Source organism: Streptococcus constellatus subsp. constellatus (assembly GCF_023167545.1).
In the GTDB taxonomy this organism is placed as follows: Bacteria; Bacillota; Bacilli; order Lactobacillales; family Streptococcaceae; genus Streptococcus; species Streptococcus constellatus.
Genome location: NZ_AP014647.1, coordinates 613,463 through 637,363, shown reverse-complemented (window position 1 = coordinate 637,363; position 23,901 = coordinate 613,463). Strand labels below are relative to the sequence as shown.

General features: G+C 38.7%; 16 protein-coding genes and 1 other annotated feature. Of the genes, 2 read left to right on the top strand and 14 right to left on the bottom strand.

Annotated features, from left to right (window positions below):
• Positions 1-7: 7 nt before the first annotated feature.
• The 9 genes from glgA to SCSC_RS03095 all read right to left on the bottom strand — a co-directional run bounded on the left by glgA (position 8) and on the right by SCSC_RS03095 (position 15,678).
• Complete coding sequence (gene glgA, locus SCSC_RS03135; protein WP_006269947.1) at positions 8-1,438, bottom strand: glycogen synthase GlgA; 1,431 nt, start codon at positions 1,436-1,438, stop codon at positions 8-10.
• Positions 1,435-2,574: a glucose-1-phosphate adenylyltransferase subunit GlgD gene (gene glgD / locus SCSC_RS03130; protein WP_003069762.1), complete on the bottom strand. Its 1,140-nt coding sequence runs from the start codon at positions 2,572-2,574 to the stop codon at positions 1,435-1,437. Before glgD ends, glgA begins: the two co-directional genes overlap by 4 nt.
• Positions 2,564-3,706: a glucose-1-phosphate adenylyltransferase gene (locus tag SCSC_RS03125; protein ID WP_006269944.1), complete on the bottom strand. Its 1,143-nt coding sequence runs from the start codon at positions 3,704-3,706 to the stop codon at positions 2,564-2,566. The genes glgD and SCSC_RS03125 overlap by 11 nt, the downstream gene beginning before the upstream one ends.
• A gap of 3 nt (positions 3,707-3,709) precedes the next feature.
• Complete coding sequence (gene glgB / locus SCSC_RS03120) at positions 3,710-5,620, bottom strand: 1,4-alpha-glucan branching protein GlgB (protein ID WP_006269910.1); 1,911 nt, start codon at positions 5,618-5,620, stop codon at positions 3,710-3,712.
• A 469-nt stretch (positions 5,621-6,089) separates the two neighbouring features.
• Entirely contained in the window at positions 6,090-9,770 is a 3,681-nt protein-coding gene (gene addA / locus SCSC_RS03115) for a helicase-exonuclease AddAB subunit AddA (protein WP_006269935.1), read from the bottom strand.
• On the bottom strand, positions 9,767-13,042 hold the full coding sequence (gene rexB / locus SCSC_RS03110) for an ATP-dependent nuclease subunit B (RefSeq protein WP_006269918.1): 3,276 nt from the start codon (positions 13,040-13,042) through the stop codon (positions 9,767-9,769). The genes addA and rexB overlap by 4 nt, the downstream gene beginning before the upstream one ends.
• A 120-nt stretch (positions 13,043-13,162) precedes the next feature.
• A complete protein-coding gene (locus SCSC_RS03105; RefSeq protein ID WP_006269939.1) occupies positions 13,163-14,377 on the bottom strand; it encodes an ABC transporter permease in 1,215 nt (404 codons plus the stop codon).
• Complete coding sequence (locus tag SCSC_RS03100) at positions 14,374-15,267, bottom strand: ABC transporter ATP-binding protein (RefSeq protein WP_006269933.1); 894 nt, start codon at positions 15,265-15,267, stop codon at positions 14,374-14,376. Before SCSC_RS03100 ends, SCSC_RS03105 begins: the two co-directional genes overlap by 4 nt.
• Positions 15,268-15,465: 198 nt before the next feature.
• Entirely contained in the window at positions 15,466-15,678 is a 213-nt protein-coding gene (locus SCSC_RS03095) for a YdbC family protein (RefSeq protein WP_003069777.1), read from the bottom strand.
• Between the two features lie 85 nt (positions 15,679-15,763).
• Here SCSC_RS03095 and SCSC_RS03090 point away from each other — a divergent pair, with 85 nt between their 5' ends.
• The gene (locus SCSC_RS03090) at positions 15,764-16,105 is read left to right on the top strand and encodes a hypothetical protein (protein WP_037565830.1); all 342 of its coding nucleotides are present in this window, start codon (positions 15,764-15,766) and stop codon (positions 16,103-16,105) included.
• Between the two features lie 12 nt (positions 16,106-16,117).
• Here the strand turns inward: SCSC_RS03090 and SCSC_RS03085 are convergent, their stop codons facing one another.
• Genes SCSC_RS03085 through trpX form a run of 3 tightly spaced genes read right to left on the bottom strand, consistent with a single transcriptional unit; the run spans position 16,118 to position 18,785 of the window.
• On the bottom strand, positions 16,118-16,873 hold the full coding sequence (locus SCSC_RS03085) for an ABC transporter ATP-binding protein (RefSeq protein ID WP_006269920.1): 756 nt from the start codon (positions 16,871-16,873) through the stop codon (positions 16,118-16,120).
• The gene (locus tag SCSC_RS03080; RefSeq protein ID WP_006269907.1) at positions 16,870-17,736 is read right to left on the bottom strand and encodes an ABC transporter permease; all 867 of its coding nucleotides are present in this window, start codon (positions 17,734-17,736) and stop codon (positions 16,870-16,872) included. Before SCSC_RS03080 ends, SCSC_RS03085 begins: the two co-directional genes overlap by 4 nt.
• Positions 17,737-17,780: 44 nt before the next feature.
• On the bottom strand, positions 17,781-18,785 hold the full coding sequence (gene trpX, locus SCSC_RS03075) for a tryptophan ABC transporter substrate-binding protein (RefSeq protein ID WP_022524609.1): 1,005 nt from the start codon (positions 18,783-18,785) through the stop codon (positions 17,781-17,783).
• 120 nt (positions 18,786-18,905) lie between these two features.
• Positions 18,906-19,142 (bottom strand) — a binding site (T-box leader).
• 117 nt (positions 19,143-19,259) lie between these two features.
• Between trpX and fbp62 the strand changes: the two genes are divergently transcribed.
• The gene (gene fbp62, locus SCSC_RS03070; protein ID WP_006269925.1) at positions 19,260-20,909 is read left to right on the top strand and encodes an Rqc2 family fibronectin-binding protein Fbp62; all 1,650 of its coding nucleotides are present in this window, start codon (positions 19,260-19,262) and stop codon (positions 20,907-20,909) included.
• A gap of 377 nt (positions 20,910-21,286) precedes the next feature.
• Here fbp62 and budA read toward each other — a convergent pair whose 3' ends face one another.
• Positions 21,287-22,006, bottom strand: coding sequence for an acetolactate decarboxylase (gene budA / locus SCSC_RS03065; RefSeq protein WP_006269926.1), 720 nt, complete (start codon positions 22,004-22,006; stop codon positions 21,287-21,289).
• A 155-nt stretch (positions 22,007-22,161) separates the two neighbouring features.
• The gene (alsS, locus tag SCSC_RS03060; RefSeq protein ID WP_115342912.1) at positions 22,162-23,826 is read right to left on the bottom strand and encodes an acetolactate synthase AlsS; all 1,665 of its coding nucleotides are present in this window, start codon (positions 23,824-23,826) and stop codon (positions 22,162-22,164) included.
• Positions 23,827-23,901 lie beyond the last annotated feature (75 nt).

The window sequence follows — 23,901 nt, the reverse complement described above, 5'->3', positions numbered from 1 at the left end:
CTTTCTATCAATAAAGAGATTGGTACAAATGACTGTATGCTTGGCTAGCTGTATCCCATGAAAAATCACGTTCCATAGCTTGTATTTGAAGGTTATACCATGCTTCTTTATCATTGTAATATAAGTCGATAGCCATGTCAAATGTCCATTTCAGCCAGTAACCTGAGAAATTATTAAAGCTAAATCCAGTTCCTGTTCCTTCATAAGCATTGTAGGGTTGAACGGTGTCACGAAGACCACCAACTTCATGTACAAGTGGCAATGTTCCATAACGCATTGCCATCATTTGGGACAATCCACACGGCTCAAAGCGACTCGGCATCAAGAACATATCACAAGCTGCATAAATTTCTTGGGCTAATTTCACATCAAAAGTGATATTAGCGGATAATTTTTCTGGATAAGCTTGACCAAACCAAGCAAATGATTGCTCAAAAGATGGGTCTCCTGTTCCTAAAAGGATAATTTGTACATCATCTTGTAGTAAATTGTGTAATTGATCCACAACTAAATCAAAACCTTTTTGCCGAGTCAAACGTGATACAATCCCTACTAGAGGTACATCATCTCGAACAGGTAGACCAACTTTTTCCTGCAACGCACGCTTATTAGCAAGTTTGCCAGATAAATCATCTTTATTAAAATGATGATCCAGTAACGCATCTGTTTCTGGATTATAAATATCTGTATCGATTCCATTGACAATACCTGAGACTTTACCCGACTCCATCCGCAAAATTTGATCCAAACCGCAACCGAACTCTGGTGTCATAATTTCATGTGCATAACTTGGTGATACAGTTGTTACACGATCTGCATATAAAATCCCTGCTTTCATCCAGTTGAGGCAGTCATTCCAACGCAATGTTCCATCTGCATAGCGCTCATAACCCACTCCGAATAAATCCCAGAGCATGCCATCCGAAAATTGCCCTTGAAATTCTAAATTATGAATGGTTAAAATAGTCCGAATTCCGTGATAAGCTTGAATCCAATGGTATTTTTCTTTCACTAAAAATGGAATCATTGCGGTATGATAATCATGCACATGCAGTACATCTGGAATGAAATCTACTCTTTCCATCAACTCAACAGCAGCCATTTGGAAATAAGCAAAACGCTCACCATCATCAAAATCACCATAAACATGACCACGAAAGAAATAGTATTGATTGTCTATAAAATAGAAGGTTACACCATTTAAAACTGTACGTTTCACACCGACATATTGACCGCGCCAGCCGACCTTTACTTCAAAATGGAACAAGTCTTCCATTTGGTCGCCGAATTTAGTCTCTACCATATCGTAATAAGGCAACACCACTCCCACTTCATGACCAGCTTTCACAAGAGATTTAGGGAGAGCGCCAATGACGTCTCCCAATCCTCCTGTTTTAGAAAAAGGTGCACCTTCTGCTGCTACAAATAAAATTTTCATTGAATTCTATCCTCTGTCACTTTTTCGCCTTTTTTAAGAACAACTGGGTTATCAACTGTTCCTCGAACGGTCACATTCTCAGCAACCTCAACACCCTTATCTAAGATTGCATATTCTACAACAGCATTTTCGCCAATAAGGACACGTGGGAAAAGAATACTGTTTTTTACACGACTTCCTTTTTTAATACGAGTATTACGAGAAATGACAGAACCACTCACTTCTCCTTCAATAATACTGCCGGAAGCAAATTGAGCATTTGAAACCTTAGAACCGACTGCATAATAAGTTGGCTCTTCGTTTTTTACTTTAGTATAAATCTTTTGATTTGGAGAGAAAAGGGAATAGAATTTTTGTGAATCAAGCATATCAATATTGGCATTGAAGTACGAAGTGACAGAATGAATATTTGCTAAATAACCCGTATATTCATAAGCAAACGCTTTTTCCTGAGCAGCTAAATCACGTAAAACATAACGTAATTTTTGAGGAAATTCTTTTTGTGCTTCTATTTCTAATTTTTCAATCAGCCAAGGTGTATCCACAACAAAGATATCCGTTGACATGTTGTACAAATCCTGATCTTTTTTATCATCAAAAAGATGGTGATTTTTCACATGATCTGTTTCATCAATTTCCAAAACAGCATTAACTTCGGAAATTTCTTCTTTTGGTAATTTTTTATAGACAACTGTAATCGGTTGATCAGTTGTACCATGTAAGTGGAAGACTTGGTTCAAGTCGATGTTCACCAAAACATCACAGTTCAATGCTACCGTTTGATCGCTGCCCGAACGTTTTAAGTAGGTCAATAATTGCTCGTAGTATTCTTTACCAACAGTAGAACTTTCTACGCGCGTATTATAAATACCAAGATAGTAGTGACTCAAAAGAGTAGACAGCCCCCATTCACGTCCAGAACGGATATGGTCAAAGACAGAACTAATATTATCTTGTTGGAAAATGCCAAAGACGCTCCGAATCCCTGCATTGGCCAGGCTAGACAACGGAAAGTCAATTAAACGATATTTCCCACCAAACGGCAAACTGGCAACTGGACGATGATTTGTCAAAGTAGACATATCATGAAATCCAACTGTATTTCCTAAAATTGCTGAATATTTATCAATCTTCATCTGATGGTACCCCCACTTTCTCATTGTATCCGATAACTTGTACTTCGTCTGTTCCATCAATTTCTACACCATCAGAAATGATAGCTCCTTCACCAATAATAGCACGTTTGATTTTTGCACCTTGACCAATGATAGCACCACTCATAATCACAGAATCTTCTACAACTGCATCTTTACGCACTTGAGCTTCCGTAGAAAGAATGGAATGCTTAACCGTGCCATCTACCAAACAGCCGTCCACAACCAAAGAATCTTCTACATGAGCATTTTCTCCAAGGAAGTTTGGTGGAGAAATCAAGTTACGTGAATAAATTTTCCATTGACGATCCCGACTGTCTAAAGCATTGTTTGGGTCAATATACTCCATATTGGCTTCCCAAAGTGACTCAATCGTTCCAACATCTTTCCAATATCCCTTAAATTCATAAGCATAGACACTTTCGCCGGATTCAAGATAATTTGGAATAACATTCTTACCGAAGTCAGACATATCTACATTGCTCTTTTCAGCAGCTACCAGCATATTACGCAGGCGTTTCCAGTCAAAGATATAAATCCCCATAGAAGCCTTAGTAGACTTAGGTTCAGCTGGTTTTTCTTCAAACTCGACAATGCGGTTATTGGCATCTGTATTCATAATACCAAAACGACTCGCTTCTTTTAAAGGAACATCCAGAACAGCTACCGTCAGACTGGCGTTGTTGTACTTGTGAGATTGAAGCATATCATCGTAGTCCATTTTGTAAATGTGGTCACCAGACAAAATCAAGACATACTCAGGATTGATAGTATCAATATAATCAATGTTTTGATAAATCGCATGACTAGTTCCTTCAAACCAACGATTGCCCTCACTTGCTGAATATGGCTGGAGAATAGAAACTCCTGTGTTAATACCATCCAGTCCCCAACTAGAACCATTTCCAATATGACTATTCAAAGCTAATGGTTGGTATTGAGTAATGACACCAACATTATGAATTCCTGAATTGGCACAATTGGACAAAGCAAAGTCAATGATACGGTAGCGTCCACCAAATTGTACTGCTGGTTTGGCAATACTTTGAGTGAGTTTTCCAAGGCGTGTTCCTTGCCCACCGGCAAGAATCAAAGCTAGCATTTCATTCTTCATCTGTTACTCCTTTTTGGACTTCTTACTTCCATTTGCTGATTTCACACGACGTTTAATTTTCCAAATACTTGCCCCTAATGCTGGCAAAGTAAAGGTCAACGTCTGAGGATAATCCTTCCACAAGCCTTCTTGAGACTGAACTGTTTGATTATACTCTTTCCATACACCTCCCCATTCTTCTAATTCAGTATTCCAAATTTCTTCATATATGGCTGTCACCGGAACACCAATGGTAAAGTCTTTGCGCTCTACCGGAGCCATATTAAAGACGCAAATTAGCATATCTCCCTTGTCATTTTTCCGAATAAAGGAAAGTACACTTTGATCTGTATTATCCGCATCAATAATTTCTAAGCCATCCCAATTCAAGTCGTTTTCCCATAAAACACGATTTTCTTTATAAAGCTGATTGAGTTGAGAAGTGAAATGTTGCATCTTAGCGTTCATATCATCTGCCAAATCACGCCATTCTAAAGATTCTTCGCATTTCCATTCTAAGAATTGTCCCCATTCGCTGCCCATGAATAGTAATTTCTTCCCTGGGTGACATATTTGATAAGTATAGAGATTTCGCAGACCAGCAAATTGATTATAGCGATCTCCCCACATCTTATGCATGAGACTCTTCTTACCATGTACCACTTCGTCATGAGAGAATGGCAACAAGAAGTTTTCAGAAAAAGCGTACATGAAACTAAAGGTTACTAGATTAAAATCATACTTGCGGTAAATCGGATCTTCTTCGTAGAAACGCAGAATGTCATTCATCCAGCCCATGTTCCACTTATAATCAAATCCAAGACCACCCATTTCTATCATCCCCGTAATCTTTGTATCACTCGTACTTTCTTCTGCAATCATCATGACATCTGGATGAGCCAGTTTGATAACCGTGTTCAAGCGTTGAAGGAAGTAATAGCCCTCGTAGTTGCGATTGCCACCGTCAATATTTGGTTGCCATGGACCGCTATCATAATCTAGATAGAGCATGTTGCTAACAGCATCCACACGGATTCCATCTAAGTGATAAAAGTCAATCCAAAACTTAATACTAGAAATCAAGAAAGACTGCACTTCATTCTTTCCTAAGTCAAAGTTAAGAGCGCCCCAGCCGTAATTATGGGCACGGTCATGATCTTGATACTCAAATGTAGGTGTACCGTCATAATAAGCCAAGGCATCATCATTGATAGTAAAATGACCTGGCACCCAGTCTACGATAACTCCAATATTATTCACATGACATTCTTCTACAAAATCACGAAACTCTTCAGGAGTTCCATACGTATGCTCAAGTGCAAAATATCCCATCAGCTGATAACCCCAGCTCAGTCCAAGTGGATGCGCCATAAGAGGCATGAATTCCACATGCGTGTAATTCATTTTGACAAGATATGGAATGAGTTCATCTTTTAATTGGGCAAATGAATACGGGGTCCCATCTTCGTTTTTCTTCCAAGATCCTGCATGAACTTCGTAAATATTCACCGGTCTAGAGAAAAATCCCCAACGTTTTCTGCGAGCTAACCACAAGCCATCTTTCCATTTCTTTTCAGGAATTGTCCGAACAACTGCACCTGTACCAGGACGTTTTTCAAAATAGATAGCTAAAGGATCAATTTTTAAAATTTCTTGACCGCTGCTTCGTCTAATATTGTATTTGTAAATATCTCCTTCCTTTGGCAAATCCGTGAATACTTCCCAAACACCACCTTCATTGCGTGTCATAGGAATCTGATTTTCATACCAGTCAGTAAAGTCTCCAATCAAATGCACACTTTGAGCATTTGGCGCCCATACACGAAATGTATAGCCGCTTTGTCCATCAACTTCATCTTGATGAACCCCCAAATAGTGTTGTAAATGGAAATTTTCACCTGTGGTAAAAGTTCTCAATGCTTCTTGTCTATCCATTTTTTCACCTCGCTTTGTAAGCGTTTTCTATAATTCTATTTTACTATTTTTCCTATTGCTTTTCAAGTAAATTTCCAATATTATTACAAAAAATTCGCAAAACCGAACTTTTCTTCAAATAATACTCACTATTATTAAAAATAACTAGATTTTGTTGGAATTCTAAAATTTTCATTCCATTCCTACTAAATAGCCACTAACATATCAAAGCTACTTAAATGAAAATTTTCATAAAGGTCTATATAGCTTTATAAAAAGGCCGCACAATGCTGCCTTTTCTATTTATTTTATAGTAGCAAATCGCAAAATTACGATCTAATTTCAAATATTTTTCCTCCACTCTCTGATTTACTATTATTTTATCGAACTTTTCTGAAATTTTCAAGCAATATTTTCAATAAAACACAAAATTTAGGAACTATTTTTAATTTTTATGAAGAAAACATTCGTGAATAAGAGGGCGATTTATCTATTCTACTTTCACCACTTGAAGCTGTGCTCCGCCTAACAATACTAAGTATTTTTCAACTTTTTCAATACTGTATGAACGACTAAGAGCTTCAGCATAAAGTGCTAATTGTGCTTGGTAGCGCTCCACTAATTCACTTGGATTTGTATATCGATCCGTCTTGTAATCAAAGAGAATGATTCGGTCCGTCAGCAGTAGATAACCGTCCAGAATCCCACGGACTACAAAATATTGTCCACTTGCTGGATCCTGCTTTAACATAGCAAAAGGAGCTTCACGATATACTCTGTCTGTATGCTTCAAAAGGAGCTGCCCAAGTTCAGTCCCAAAAAAACTAGCTATCTTTTGCAAATCAATTTTCTTTTTAACACTTTCTTCTGCCTGAACCTGTTTTAAAACTTTTCTCAAAATAGCTATCGTAGGGGCTTGATCCAAAGGAATACGCTGCATCAGTTCATGGACAGCGCTACCAATTTGCGCTCCTGTAACTGGAGCTTTTTTAGCAAAATTTGGTAGCTCAAAAGAAGCTTTTCCTACAATGGTCGGATTCCTTTTCTCCATAATTTCAACGCCATCTGTATCCATAATTGGTTCATAAAATTTCTTAATTTGACTCGGTGTTCGAACACTCGGTAAATGGATGGCAGCTTGATACTTGGTATTCAGTCGATCTACATTTTCCAAAATATCCAAAGCCCTGCGAATATCCTCAGATTGGCGATTGTCTATTAAATCCTCTTCAATAACCGCATCTTTCAATTTCAGTTGACCTATTTTTTCACTTGTCAAGTCATTATCTGTCACAAATCGCGTTGAAAAAGCTAGATTATCTTTCTCAAATACTACATGTAAAGCCCACATCCAATCTTGAAAACTTGTCATACTTTGCCTGATAGATGCAGCTAAATGCTCCTTCACTGGAGTAGGAAAGCCTTTTTTCTCCAAACTTTTCTGATGACCTTTACCAACTAAATACAGTTTCCTTTCAGCGCGTGTCATGGCGACATAGAGTAGACGCATTTGTTCAGAAATACTGGCTAGATGAATCTCACGCTCATTTTGCTCATAAGGCAGAGTATTAATAGACAAACGAACATGGTTTGGAGCTAACTTATCAGCAACATCTACTGCTACATCAGCTACATACTTGATACCAACGCCATTTTGACGACTGAGAATCAAAGCGGAACTGCTATCTTTACGATTGAAAACTTTGTCCATATTGAGCAAAAAGACATATTTAAATTCCAAACCTTTGCTCTTATGAACTGTCATCAGGCGAACCGCGTGTTTCGGAGCTGCAACAACGACACTTGCTAAATCATTCTGTGTTTCCAATATTTTATCAATCATCCCGATAAAACGTGACAAGCCTTTAAAACTCATTTTTTCGTAATCATTTGCGCGCAAAGTAAGGGCATAGAGATTAGCTTGACGTCCCGCTCCATTTGGTAAAGCTCCCACATAATCGTAATAAAAACGATCTTGATAGATTTTCCAAAGCAAATCATAGAGCGAATTTGTTTTTGCATACTCTCGCCAAGCCTGTAGTGTTTCTTGAAACTGCTGGATTTTTTTTAAAAGAGGAGGCGTGATAAGTTCAGGATAGTGACCGTACCCATTCAGAGCATTCTTCAACTTCTCATAGAGATTTTCCTGATGGACAACATAATTTGCCTCAGTCACCTTCTTTTGCAAAGCTAAACGTGCCAATTCATCTTCTGTAAAGTTGAACATTGGCGATTTTAAAAGCGCCACTAAAGCATAATCATTGAGAGGGTTATTAATTGTACGCAAGGTGTCTAACATCACCATGACTTCAACAGACTGAAGGTAATTGTCCTCACCACCGTCTGAAACGATTGGAATACCATATTTAGCGAACTCAGCTAGAATCATATCGTTGCGTGTGCGTGAAGCTGTTAGTAAAGTAATATCCTCAAATTGGACATTTTCTTCATTATGCAAACGAATAATTTCTTTGATAACCAGCGCCACTTCTCCTGCAGAAACAGAAGAAACATCTTTGTCGTTCTCCTCATTATCTGTCTCAAGAGTTCCGTCATAAATGAGAAACTCTGTCTGATACAAGGGATTTGGTTCTTTCTTATCGGGATTTCCAGCTACCAGATAATGCGTTTCATTGTAATCAATTTCTCCCACTTCTTCATCCATGAGGCGCTTAAAAACATCATTGGTGGCTTCCAAGACTTCCAAATGACTGCGAAAATTCTCTTTTAAGACAATCAATTTCCCTTGTTGACTATCGCTTTGATACAATTTGAATTTTTCATTAAAAATCTGTGGATCCGCTTGACGAAAACGATAAATAGACTGTTTAATATCCCCCACCATAAAGCGATTACCCCCATTTGATAACAGTTCTAGCATCCGCTCTTGCGTGTGGTTGGTATCTTGATACTCATCTACCATGACTTCATGGTATTTGTTCCTATAAAACTGACGCACATCCGAACATTCTTCTAAAATCTGAATAGCAAAATGACTAATGTCCGCAAATTCAAAAGCATTTTCTTCTTTTTTGCGATTCAAATAGCTTGTAACAAACAATTTCATAAATTGTTGCAAAACAAGTAAAATTTCTTTTGCTTCCTCATGGTAGGTCAATTGAAATTCAAAACGATAAAATTGATCTGCCAAGTCTCGTAAAACTTGAATTTTTTCTTTGCGTTTTTCGTTATAGGCGTTAATAATTTCTTTTAATTCTTCTTTTCGTCCGCTGTTCGTCAAGGCTTTTCCATTGCTGGCACGCGATATTTCTACAATGTTATTGAGCGTTGTGAGATAGGCTTCCTCAGAGGAATGCCCTTGTAAACTTGCAAGGTCATCAAGCACACGCTGCACATTTTCAAGATATTTTGCTTTGGAAAATTCCTTGGCTTCATGAACCAAATGATAGCTAAAAAAATCTTCTAAATCAAAGAGGGCTTCTTTTGTTTGTGCTAAAAGTTGCGCTTTTTCTTCTTGGAAATCTGCAAACTCATAGCCTTTCAAAAAGTCTTTTTCCAACCATTCTATTGGACTACTAGTAGACTGCAAAAAAGAATAAATCTTATAAACTTGCTCTCGAAAACCAAGCAAATCTTTTCTCTGACCTGTAAAGTTTTTGACTAATTTTTTAAACAAAGCAGCCTGATCAGATTGATAGAAGTCTTCAAAAACTTGCTCAAAAACTTCGTTTTGTAGCAATAATTGTTCACTCGTACTTTGTAAAATGCGAAAATTTGGTGCTAACTCCAACAAATAACCATATTTATTCAGGACTTTTTGGGTAAAAGAGTCCATGGTTCCAATATCTGCATTCGGAATATCGGCTAATTGCTGAGCCAAGTGTTGTTTTAATTCCTCATCATTTGTTTCTTTCAAAGCCTTGGACAGCTCTTTCTCCAAGCGCTCTTTTAATTCACTAGCTGCTTTGACGGTGAAAGTTGAAATGAAGAGCTGCTCAATACGAACTCCCCGCATAATTTGGTCAATAATCCGCTGCACCATAACAAAGGTTTTTCCTGATCCCGCAGAAGCAGAAACCAGAATATTTTGTCCGGAAGAGTAAATGGCTTCAATCTGTTCTGGTGTACATTTTTGAACTTTGTCAGACTGAACTTCCTGATCCTGCAAAGCACGAATCTCTGCTTGAGTCAAAAATGGAATTTGTCTCATTTTTCTAACTCCTCCTTCATCTTTTCTATCCATGCTTGACGCTTCTTCTCACCCGTTGAGTTCTTACCTTCTAATTTCACTAAATGTCGGGCACTAGAAAGATGAAGATTGGCTTCAAAACCTGTAATGGACTTATATTGTTCCACAAAAGGTGCAATACTTTTGCCATTTTCTGTATAAGGATTAATCTTAAAATGCCCTGTCAATATCTGCTCGGCAGCACGACGGTACAAGAGTGCATTATAAGCTAACAAAGTTTCTAGCTCTTCTTGACTTAATAAATTGACTTTCTTTTTATTATACAAATCATTGAGCTGATAAGCTTGCTCCGATAGAAATAGCCCCTTGTATTCTAACGTTTTCATCACCTCTTTGACTGCATCACTCTGCGACTTGGTCTTCGCTAAAGGTACGAGTGGATTGGTCATCTGCAAATACATGGCGCCAAAAACCTGTGCTTCATCACTCGTCCACTTTTCTTGTTTCAATGCCATTAGATACGTAGGTAATTGAGAATTCAAACCATTGAAAAATTTTTGAAAATCAAAATCTGTGTCACTTGATTTATAATCCACAATTCCCAGACTGTCATTACTTCTCAATCGGTCAATACGGTCAACTTTTCCTCGAATTTGAAGGTTGCGTCCGTCTGATAAGGTTAAAAATTCTGCACTCTCTTGCCCAAAAACAGCCTCTTCCTGAATAGTTTCTACTAAATCATTTCTTTCTAGAACACGCCCTGTCGCACGCGCTGCGTCAAGCAAAACTTCATGAGCAAACAATGCTTTGGCACTTTCGGTATAAAGAGCTTCAAACTCCGGTTCACAGCTTACTTCCTGAATGGCTTTTTCTAGACGGATGTCGAATTGCTCGTTCGATTGATCGTGCACGACTTTTTCAAACACACGGTGCAGAAAATTTCCATGACTGCGCGCATCTGGGTAAATTGTCATTTCTTCTTGCAGAGCCAAAATATACTTCAAAAAATAAGCATACTGATTACGATAAAATTCTGTCAAAGCTGAAGTCGACAATAGAAATACTTGATGAGGCGGATAAAGGATTTGCAAAGTCTGCTCTGACAAGGTTTCTGTCTCAAGACTTGACGTGACATTCGGAATCGAAATGCCTTCACTTTCCAATTTTTTGCGCAAAACTCGTACAGCTACTGACCAAAAAGTCTGTTCTTTCTCAGTCAAAGAATGCTCTTTATCAATATCTCCTTGATTCAACTCAATAACCCTCGCCAATAAAGCACGATAAGTACCAATATCATCACTTGTTGCCTGCGGATGCTTCACCTCAATTGGCAAAGCAATTGGTTGCTCACGCAGTTCCAACAGATATGGAGAAATGTCATTCTCTATTTCATTGACAATCTGAGGAGTGGAAAGTACCAATCTATCCGTTGCAGCATTTAGAAGTGACAAGGCGACAAAACGATTTTTCTTGAGATTTTCCTGAGCAGCAATCAGCAATTCCGAATGCTCATCTGTCACTTCGTTTAGCAACAAACGGTCTTCATCTGACAAAAGAGTCTTATTTTGTGCAATTTTGGGAAAATAGTCTTGGGTCAAACCAATCGCGTAAACAAAAGGACTTGACAACGGCTCAATCAAGTCATAAGACTGAACGGTCACAACGTCTACTGTTGCTGGAATCGTTCGATAATTAGATAACAGCATTCCTGACTGCACCAGAGTCAGAAAATCATCTAGATTGACTTTGCTAGCTGAAAAGACATTGGCAAATTGTTCCAAAACATGGCAAAAAGCTTTCCAAACTTCTTCTTGCCGTTCTTGATCTTGCGGATTCGTAAAATCTACTAAACCAGCAAAATTCTGAGAAAAAGAAATTGTTGTTAAAAATTGATGAAATTTTTGAAGCAGGCCTGTCGCTGTTTGACTGCGAGATTTAAAAAATTCCAAGAGAGGAGTGACTATATTTTTTCTTAATTGATTGATATGAACTAGATTAAATTTTCGTTGTTGATTATGAGTAAATTCTTTAGAAAACTTACTCATTCCTCTCACGTCTGCAAAACGGATATATTGCTCAAACAAGTCTAGTTCTTCTTGCTTTAAATGACCATAAAGACCTGTTTTTAAGAGATTGAGCAAATCTTCCGTTCGAAAATTGTAGTGTTTTAGGCGCACTAAAGCTTCAATAAATTGCACCAAAGGGTGATGGGCCATAGCCTCACTTCGTCCCAGATAAAAAGGGATTTGATACTGATCAAAAATCGTCTTTAACTGTAAATGATACGTTTCCACATCTCCCAAAAGAACGCGAATATCCTTATAACGAACTCCATCATGAACTAACTGACGAATGCTTTTTGCCACATATTCTAATTCTTCTTTTTGATTGACTGTTGACCAAATCTGCACATGCGATCGATCCTGCTCCGTTAACTTTAGGTCAACATCTGAGAAATCATACCGACTTTCTAACAGTTTTGAAATCTTTCCAAAAGCATCATCTGGCTGGCTTGCTGGTATATATTCAGGTTTCACTTCAAATTTACCTGCTAACTGTCGCAAGAAATCAACACTCGCCTGATAAAGATTGCCCTCTCGAAAACTTGCACGATACGCTTTTTCACTTGCATAAGCACCGATGATAATTTCCACACCCTTATTATGCAAAAGCTCGATCAAATAAGCTTCCTCAGCCGAAAAGCGCGTAAACCCATCAATAACCAAGACTAAATCCTGCAGTTCCTCATCCACATCACCTGCTATAATATGATGGGTAAAGGCCATGATATTTGAATCAGAAGTAAATTCACTCTGATTAAGCTGATACATCACTACTTGAAAAATCTTGATTAAATCTGCTTTTTTCTCTGCTTCTTCCAAATAGTCTAGGTCTGTATAACTCATCTGAGCGACTTGCAGTTCATGATAGAGCTCAACCAATTGCTGAATAAATTGTGCATCCGTCCGAATGCCACCATACAGCCTCAAATCATGCTCATTCATTTCTGAAAGCACTTTATAAAAGAGCATGCTAAGCCCAATATCATCTATGTTTTCTCCCTTTTGCACATCATTGAGGACAAAATAACGTGCCATCTGCGCAAAACGTGTCACTGTAATAGCAAAGGAAGCATGGTTTTCTAAAAGAGCCAAAACAGCTCTCTCCTTTTCAAATGAAAGAGAATTAGGTGCAATATAAAACACGCGCTTACCTTCCTGTGCCAAGCGTTCTGCTTCTTTCACCAAAATCTTCGTTAAGGGATTGCGAATATCTGTATAAAGTAATTTCATGAGCATCCTGTTTCTGTCAAAATATAGTTTAATTATATCATTTTTAAAGTTTTTCAACAGCGATTGACTGCATGCCTTTTCAAGAAAAATCCCCACAAGAATACTTGTGGAGAACTATTTTTAACGATAAGCTAAAGCTTTTTTGAAACTCTTCCAAATACCAATATCATCTGTTTGCAAAATCAAGCTGGAATAAATTCGACCAATATAAACCGTCATTCCAGTGGTAAATAAGAACGCAATCACAAAGGAAATCCACGCTTCCAAACTAGTTGCATAACCATTGATAGCACGGAAAGGCATAAAAAAGGTTGAAATAAATGGAATATACGAGCCAACTTTAAGTAAAATCGTATCACCTGCATTTCCAAGAGCTGTTACACCTAAGAATCCTAGTACAACTAGCATCACAACAGGCTGAACGGCTTTCCCAACATCTTCAATTCTCGTTACCATCGAGCCTAAAAAGGCAGATAGGACAACGAACAAAAAGACACTTAAAGTAATGAAAGCAATGGTATTAAAAGAAATGGCTTCACCTAGATGCTTCATCAAATTTGGATTAGCTTGCAAAAATTCTTTTACAAAAGAAACCTTGTCAGAAAATATTAGTAAGAGCACTGCTCCTATCACGTAAATTCCTACATGTGTCAAAATCACTGCAAAAATTCCAGCCATTCGACCATAAAAATATTCAGATGCCTTGATACTGGAGAAAATAACCTCCATAATCTTTGTTCCTTTTTCGCTTGCAATTTCCTGCGCAGTTGAGCTTGTATAAACAATGAGAATCATGTACAATATCAAACCAATTGCTGTTGCAACAACTGTTTGAATCGTTTTCTTAGCCTCTTTCTTTTCGTCAATTTTTTCCTTAAAATCAATCCCCCTTGAAATCAGTTTAACTTGGTTTGCTGATAAATTAGCTTGGCTGATATTTGCAACCTGCTGTAACTGTAGTAATTTCTGTGAAATTGCTGCCTTTGTAGTGCCATTCATCCCTGTATCAGCGACATAGGTTGCTTTAATTTGACCGCTTGCTTCTGATAGCAGCAAATACCCCCCGACATCACCGTCTTTTATAGCTTTCTTGGCTGCTGCTTCATCTTTATAATCGAAGTCCAGATTCTTGATATCTTTTAAAACTTCCTTGATTTGTGCATCGTCTGTTACAACTGCAATACGGCTAGAATTGCTACTTGACATGGAAGAAAGATACCCAACTCCAAAACTAAGACCAATAAAGATGAAAGGAGAAAGAACCATGAAGACAAAACTCCATGACTTGACATGACGAAGATAAGTCTCTTTGATCACAATTAACGTCTGTTTCATACTTCCACCCCTGATTCTAATTTAAAGATTTCATCAATTGTTGGAGCTTGTTGGTCAAAAGTTGCAATATATTGTCCTTTAGTCAGCAAGTCAAACAAGTCCTTCCCAGCTGTTTCGTCATCTAATATCAATCGCCATGTTCCTTGATTGGTCAGACTGGCTCTGCTTACGTGAGGAAGCGCCTCTAATTCAGCTTGAGAAAGCGCACTAGATACAAAGAGTCGTGTTTTCCCATAGCGATTACGAACTTCTTGTACACTACCATCCAAAATGACTTTACCATCACGAAGCATGATGATCTTATCACATAATTCTTCCACATTTGTCATGACATGATCAGAAAAGATAATGGTCGCTCCGCGCTCTTTTTCTTCAATAATAACTTGCTTTAAAATCTCCGTATTAACTGGGTCAAGACCGCTGAAAGGCTCGTCTAAGATAATCAAATTTGGCTCATGTAAAAGTGTAATAATCAGCTGCACTTTCTGCTGATTTCCTTTTGACAAGCTCTTGATTTTATCAGTCAATTTTCCTTTAACTTGCAATCGTTCCATCCACTGAGGCAATTTTTCTCTCACAACTGCACTTGATACACCTTTTAAATTCGCCAAATAACGCACCTGCTCATAGACAGTCAACTTAGGCATCAAACTTCGTTCTTCTGGTAAATAGCCAATTTCCCGATAAGTGTCTTGAGAAATAGCTTTGCCCTCAAAAGAAATCCTACCGCTATATTCTAAAAAACGCAGAATGCTATGAAAAATCGTTGTTTTCCCAGCACCGTTTTTTCCAATCAGACCAAGGATTTGTCCTGATTCAGCTCTAAAATCGACACCAAACAGAACTTGTTTTTGCCCAAAACTTTTTTCTAAATTTTGAATTTCAAGCATCCTAAACCTCCTAAAATTCTAAGTTTACTATATGCATATATAGATTTTCTATATTTAATAGTATAATCTTTTGAAAGCGGATTTTCAAGTTTTTGTGTAAAATTCCTTATTTTTTACAACAAAAAAGAGAGTCATCAACAGTTACATTTATAGATCGTCTGTCTCTCACTCTCTTGCCTTTATTCTATTTACGCTTTACTAAGCCTTAAAAGCCTCTACCAATACTTGAAATTCTTCATTGGAAAGCGTAATCCCTTTCCCCATTTTTGTATGGTCAGGACTCCAGCTACGGATATCGTATTTTGCTGGCGCACCATTGAAACTCACTCGGTTCAGCTCTTTTGTCCAGCCTTTTTCATTTTCTGACAAAACCAATAATTTTTCTTCTATCTCAAATTTAAACTCTGACATTTTTTCTCCTTTTTCCTCTTTCTTGATTTATTCGTAAAAAATTTACTTTTTAGCAAGTTTATTATATAATATATTGTAACAAGTTATGGAGAATTTAGCTATGAAAAAATTTCTCGAAATGATTTTAGAACGCGCAAGTGAATTTATCAATTACAAAAAGAATACGCAAGAAATAGAGGAGGACAACGCCAATATTTTGCAGATGATTGAAACCGCTTTGCAAAAGAAATCAGGCGTACATGTCATTTTTTTAGATAAAAGTTTTACGGGTGATATTGTCAAATATGACAAAGAACGCCAGCAGCTCATTATAAAAAATTTCCAGAAAAGCATGTCTACCATTATTCGTATTTCAGATATTAAGCGGATTCGTCTGGTTCCTAATACTATCAGAGAAGCACAAAAAAGAAATTCCAACCTCAAATGAGATTGGAATTTTTTATTCAAACAAACCATAATAATCCGCTATGGTCATTTTGGCTTTTTCTTCCTGTTTGAGGTCTTGGATGATCTGTCCTTCTTTCATGACAATGAGACGATTGCCATATTTGAGAGCATCCTCCATGTGATGAGTAATCATAAGAGCCGTCAGTTGGTCTCTTTGGACAAAATCATCAGTCAACTCCATAAGAGCAACACTAGTTTTCGGATCCAGCGCTGCTGTATGTTCATCTAGAAGAAGCAGTTCTGGGCGCTTGAGAGTCGCCATCAGCAAACTCAAAGCCTGTCTCTGACCACCAGAAAGAAATTCAATTGGCGTATCCAAATGCTTTTCTAAACCATTGCCGATTTTCTCTATTATTTCTTGAAATTCTTTGCGATAACGCTTCAGACGACGTGGGACCAAACGACGTTTTTCACCACGAAATTTTGCAATTAACAGATTCTCTGCCACTGTCATACGAGGAGCTGTTCCCATTTTTGGATCTTGAAAGACACGTGACAGATACTTAGCACGTTTCTCTGGCGAATAACTCGTCACATTTTCACCTAGAATATAAATGCTGCCACTCGTCAATGGCAATGTTCCTGAGATGACGTTGAACAGAGTAGATTTTCCCGCCCCATTTCCACCTAAAATGGTAATGAAGTCATGCTTATGAATGGTCAAGGAAACATTGTCAAGAATCGTTTTTTCATCAAAGCCATTATTCACAACTTTCGTCGCATTTTTTAATTCTACAATTGCTGTCATTTGCTTAACTTGACTCCTTTAAAGAATTTATTTTTAAAAGTCGGAATCATGAGGCAAACCGCCAAGATAACCGCACTATACAGACGGAGATAACTGGTATTAAAACCAAGTGCAATCACACCCCAAATCAGAAATTGATAGAAAATAGCTCCGACAACAATCGTTAGTAAACGTTCTGCTAATGTCAGACTAGTAAAGAGCACCTCGCCGATGATGAGGCTAGCAAGTCCGACAACAATCACTCCAATACCGCGCGAGACATCCGCATAACCTTCCTGCTGAGCAATGAGGGCTCCAGCTAGAGCAATAACACCATTAGATAGCACCAACCCCATCAGCTCCATTCGCCCTGTGTGAATACCAAAACTCCTCGCCATATCAGGATTATCTCCTGTAGCAATATAAGCTTGACCCAATTTTGTATCTAAGAAAAAGAGCAATGCAGCTATTACCAAGCTGACAAAAAGTAGCCCTGTTAGAAGATTGTTGATTTCGCTAGAAAATGGCAGAAAGTCTTGAATTTGCTTGGTTCCTAGAAGACCAAGATTTGCTCGCCCCATTAACATGAGCATAATCGAATGGCAGGAAGTCATGACCAAAATTCCAGAAAGTAGAGTAGGTATTTTCCCCTTGGTATAAAGAAGTCCTGTTGCCATACCTGCCAAACACCCTGCCAGAATGGCAACGACAGTCGCCGGAAAGGGATTGATACCTTTACTAATCAGCGTAACTGCCACTGCTCCCCCCAAGGGAAAAGACCCTTCTGTTGTCATGTCAGGGAAATTTAAAATACGAAAAGTCATAAAAATCCCCAAACCTAGTATGGCCCAAACAAGTCCTTGTGAGACAATCGAAATAATCATAATGTTGTCCTAACTTTAAAAAATATCGTTTCTTATCAATCGGATTACTCAATGATTTGTCCTGCTTTTTTCAGAACATCATCTGGAATCGTTATTCCTAGCTGAGCAGCCACTTTTTTATTTATAACCGTTTTTCCAGTATTAAAGATTTCAACCGCTGTGTTTGCTGGTTTAGCCCCTTTCAAAATCTTCGCAGTCATTTTTCCAGTCGCTACTCCAAGTTCTTTTTGATCTACTACAACAGAACCTAGACCACCTTCTTTTACCATAGCTGTCGCACTTGGATAGATAGGTTTTTTAACTGTTTGATTGCTGGAAACAACTGTTGAAAAAGCAGAAGCAATGGTGTTATCAATTGGAATCCAAATGGCGTCTACTTTCCCTGTCATCACATTCATGGTTGAAGCAATCTCATTTGTCGAAGGCACAGAATAAGGAAGCACCTTATAGCCTGCTTTTTCAGCCAAAGTTGTAAATTCTTCTACCTGCGTTTTGGAATTGTCCTCATTACTTGAGTAAAGAATACCAATTGTTTTCACATTCGGTGTTAACTGTTTAATCAGATTTAACTGTTGTTCAGCTGGATTGTGATCAGAAACACCTGTGATATTACCGCCAGGCTGTTTCAAATCTTTGACCAAATTTGCCCCAGCTGGATCGCTCACTGCTCCCATGACAACTGGTTTGTCTTTCGTTGCACTAGCTAGCCCCTGAGCAGCAGGCGTTGCGATTCCAATCAGCACATCATTATTATTTGCGACCAGTTGCTTACTCATCGTTGCTACTTTACTTTGATCACCTTCTGCATTCATAAAATCAATCTTGATTTTCTTGCCTTTGTAGCCTTCTTGTGCCAAACCTTCTTGAATACCCTTATAAATCAAATCCAGCGATGGATGACTAACATATTGTAGTACGCCGACTTTTACTGTTTTTGTTGTATTGTTGATTTTCGTTGTTTTCCCATCATTAATGCTAGAATAAATGATTCTTCCAACAACTAAGACTACTAAAAGTGCAATAATTGCCATTAGTCGTTTATTTTTCATATCTGTTCTCCATTTCGTATGTTTCAAATGTTTATTCAAGTAAAATCCAGAGTCGCCATCGCTTAAACATACTTCCCCTCCATTTACAATAAAAGAAAAACCCACACACAGTTCATCCTGTGTGAGGGCGTAAATCGCGGTGCCACCTCAATTATGGGAAAAATCATACACTTTTCCCACATCTCTATCTTGTCTAACAACAAGTTGCACTATAAGGTGTGCTTACCGAATTTTTATCGTTTCAAATTCAAGTTCTATCCATTAGCCCAATTTCATAAAACCCTGCTGCTTGTTTTCACCAACCACAAGCTCTCTGCCAACAAATATTTTATTACTTTTCTAATTTGATATTATTTTAGAGGTTTCTGAAATAAATGTCAAGTATTTTGTCAAACTTTTCTGATAATAATTTTTCAACCTTTTCTTACTATTTTTTGTTATAATTTTCTTTAGTACCATTCAAGGAGAAAAACCATGTCCTTTGACGGATTTTTTTTACATCACATGACAGATGAATTGCGGCAACAGTTACTGTACGGTCGTATTCAAAAAATCAATCAACCGTTTAATCAGGAATTAGTGCTACAAATTCGCAGTAATCGACAAAATCATAAATTGCTCTTGTCTGTTCACCCTGTTTTTAGTCGCATTCAACTAACCCGTACCGCCTTTGAAAATCCAGCAGTGCCCACCACATTTATCATGGTTATGCGAAAATATCTACAAGGCGCTACAATTGAAAATATTTCACAAATCGAGAATGATCGAATTTTAGAAATTTCTGTCTCCAATAAAAATGAAATTGGAGATAACGTGGCAGCAACTCTTATCATCGAAATCATGGGCAAGCACAGCAATATCATCCTAATGGATAAGGCAAGCGGCAATATTATTGAAGCTATTAAACATGTCGGCTTTTCTCAAAATAGTTACCGTACGATTCTGCCTGGTTCAAGCTATGTCACTCCACCTCAAACAGATAAGCGCAATCCATTTACCATTTCTGATGAAAAATTATTTGAAATTTTGCATACAGAGGATTTGTCGGCCCGTTCTTTACAAAACTTATTTCAAGGATTGGGGCGCGATACAGCAGCCGAACTCAGCCAGCGCTTAACAAGTGATAAGTTAAAAATCTTCCGCGCCTTCTTCACTAGCTCCACTCAGGCAACTCTGACTAGCAAGTCATTTACCCCCATTCTCTTTGCGGATAGTCAGAAAGAATTTCCTAGTTTATCACAATTGTTAGATGCTTTCTATCAAGATAAGGCAGAGCGCGATCGCGTTAATCAACAAGCCAGCGAACTGATTCATCGAGTGGAGAATGAATTAGAAAAAAATCGTAAAAAATTAACGAAACAAGAGCAAGAACTGGTCGCGACTGAAAATGCTGAAGAATTTCGACAAAAGGGAGAACTCCTCACTACTTTTTTGCACCAAGTTCCAAACAATCAAGACCAAGTAGAACTGGACAATTACTACACAAGCGAGAAAATTACTATTGTGCTAGATAAAGCTTTGACCCCTAACCAAAATGCTCAGCGCTATTTTAAGAAATACCAAAAGCTGAAAGAAGCAGTCAAACATTTAACGGGACTGATTGAAGAAACTAAAGAAACCATTCAATATTTGGAGAGCGTAGAAACAGCTTTGTCGCAAGCTAATCTCACAGAAATTACAGAAATCCGAGAAGAATTGATTCAGACAGGCTTTATTCGTCGACGTCAGCGTGAAAAAATCCAAAAACGGAAGAAACCTGAGAAATATTTGTCTACTGATGGACAGACAATTATTCTGGTTGGACGAAACAATCTGCAAAATGATGAACTGACCTTTAAAATGGCTAAAAAAGAGGAACTTTGGTTTCATGCCAAGGATATTCCCGGCAGTCACGTCGTTATCACGGGCAACCTACATCCAAGTGATGATGTCAAGACAGATGCTGCGGAATTGGCGGCATACTTTTCTAAGGCGAGATTGTCCAATCTCGTTCAGGTGGATATGATTGAAGTCAAAAAACTTAACAAGCCAACAGGTGGTAAACCTGGTTTTGTAACCTACACAGGGCAAAAGACCCTACGCGTTACTCCTGATGAAGTCAAAATTAAATCCATGAAGATGTAAGGTGTCTACTAACTGACACCTTTTTCTGACTATTTTTTATATGTCCGACCCTCGGATGAAATGAATCTCTTTTCAGACAGGCTATCCGACCCTCGGACGGAATGAATCTCTTTTCAGGTAAGCTGTACGACCCTCGGACAGAGTAAATCAGTTCTCAAGCAGGTCGTCAATGTGGACGACAGCTTAAACCAGTTCTCGTTCACTTTGTCGACCGAGGCGACGAACTTGTTCTCATTATAAGGGACTGAAAAAACTTCTTAGAATAGTAAAAGGCTTAAAATCAGTGCTTTTAACAACACGATTTTAAGCCTTTTTGGCATCATTCTTTTGAATTTTGAATGGAATTTGAGCTTTTGTCTAACTTTGTCCACTGTTTTTTATTCAGATTTCTCAATATCTTTCTTTAACTTCGACACATTCAATTTTGCAGAGAGAAAATCTTGGTCTTGAAGCGGAAAATGCTGCTCCAAAGCCGCAATCGTTCCGATTTCAACCTCTCCATTTTTCATGACAAAATCCATGACATGTCCACCGAATTGGTGGTCATCAGATAGAAAATGAAGATGATAACCAGCTACGCTGACGCCGTGAAACAGCTCCGGCGTCCAAAAGCCAACAATCGTTCCTGAAATGTGTTCTGCATGATACTCCGGCTGATGAGCTGCGATTTCTGCAAACCTCTTTCCCGGAGAGGATTTTGGAGCTATTCGCACGTGCATGCTGCTAAATTCACCATGAATCTTAATTGAGCGAAAAAGATTTTCCCCGACATAGCTAGCTTCTATGCGCTTCTTCAACGCTTCATCAGTCAGCTCAACGTCCTGACGAAAACACGCTTCTGCTCTGTGAAAAGCCACTGCAGCATAAGGAACCGTCCTATCTGTTGAAACTTCTATCACTTCAGGAGTTACTCCTATTCCCTTGGCCTGATAAGCCTTACCGTCAAGCACAATCAGCTCTCCGTCAATAGAGTCTAAAGTACCAATCCCTAAATCGCCATGTTGAAGCAATTCTTCAATCGTCATCGTCCCCTTGTAAAGCCCCGCCATCAAAGCCCCCAAAGTATTGTAGTGAAATAATGTTACAAGCTTTGCCATTTCTCCTCCTAGGCAATTTTTACTATCTTTCCTTGAAAAAAGCAGGTCTCACATCCAGCCTTTTACTTTTTAATACTGAACTACACATCAACCGTACAAGAAAATGAGAAATTGAACTCTCTTGAAATAGTCTTGAGCCCTTTCCCAGTTTCAATTTAATAAAACTCATCTGGTAAAATCGTTTCTCCTAGTGTACTGCTGTCCTTGTAATCCACTGGCACATCAATGATAACCGGTCCATTTTCCTTTAAGGCTTTTTGGAGCAACTGTGTTAATTCTGCTGGAGATGTTGCTCGGAATCCTTTCGCACCAAAACTCTCTGCATATTTAACAAAATCAACAGGCCCAAAGTCCACTCCAGATGAACGACCATATTTCATTTCTTCTTGAAATTCCACCATATTATAATGCCCGTCGTTCCAAATAAGATGAATAATTGGCAATTGCAGGCGAACCGCTGTCTCTAGCTCCTGAGCTGAAAAGAGGAAGCCGCCGTCGCCAGACACAGAAATGATCTTTGTGTTGGGACGAACCAAGGCTGCTGAGATTGCCCAGGGCAATGCCACTCCTAACGTTTGCATCCCATTTGAAAAAAGCAAATGCCTTGGTTCATAGCTCTTGAAATAACGTGCCATCCAAATATAATGCGTACCCACATCTACTGTAACTGTCATATCATCTGTCGTATTTTCCTGCAAGACTTCGACAATATCCAGCGGGTGTAGTCGTCCTGTTTCAGTTTGGCTGCGGTCAAATTTCACATCACCGTCCATTTTATCTCGCAAAACTTGCAGATATTCCCGCGACCCTTCTGGTAATTGATAGCCGTTGATCGCTGGCAGCAATAAATCCAAAGTATTTGCAATATCTCCAATCAGCTCCCGCTCCGGTTGGAAGTAAGTATCAATCTCTGCTGGCTCTACGTCAATCACAATGACGCGGGCAGAAATTTCAGCATTCCAGTTGCGTGCTTCATACTCAATCGGATCATAGCCGATAGCGATGACTAGGTCAGATTTTTTCAGAAGCATATCCCCCGGCTGATTGCGAAACAGACCCACACGTCCAAAGAAGGTCGCTTCTTCCAAACCACGTGAAACAATTCCAGCACCTTGGAAAGTTTCCACCACAGGTAACTGTACTTGCTCCAACAACTGACGAATAGAAGCCGTCACTTTAGCACTTGAAGCGCCATTCCCCAAGAGAAGAACGGGCAACACAGCATTTTTAATCGCTTGCGCTAGGTAGTTGATGTCAGCCACTGAGCTAGAACCCAGTTGCGGATCCGTCAACGGTTTAATAGCCTTCACATGAACCTGACTATCCACCACATCCTGTGGAATGGAGATAAAACTTGCCCCCGGCATTCCTGATTTGGCATGACGATAAGCATTGGCAATAATTTCTGAAAGAGTATTGCCATCTTGCACTTCGACAGAATACTTGGTAATCGGCTTAAACAGTGCAGCATTATCCATGGACTGATGTGCACGTTTAAGAAGATCAGCTCGTTTGACCTGACCGGCTAAAGCTAGTACAGGATCCCCTTCTGCGGTCGCAGTAACCAAGCCCGTTGCTAAGTTTGAAGCGCCTGGTCCACTGGTTGCAATCACGACACCTGGCTCTCCTGTAATCCGCCCAATTCCTTGTGCCATAAAAGCAGCATTTTGTTCATGACGAGCCACGATCAGTTGTGGACCTTTGTCCTCTAAGGTATCAAACACACGGTCAATCTTTGCACCCGGAATCCCAAACACATAATCCACTTTATGATTAATTAAACTATCTACAATTAGATCAGCACCAAATTTTTCAGTCATTTTCTTCGTCCTTCCTGAATATCACGCTCATCATTATATCATAATTCCCATGCGTCTTATAGGATTGTGCTTGTT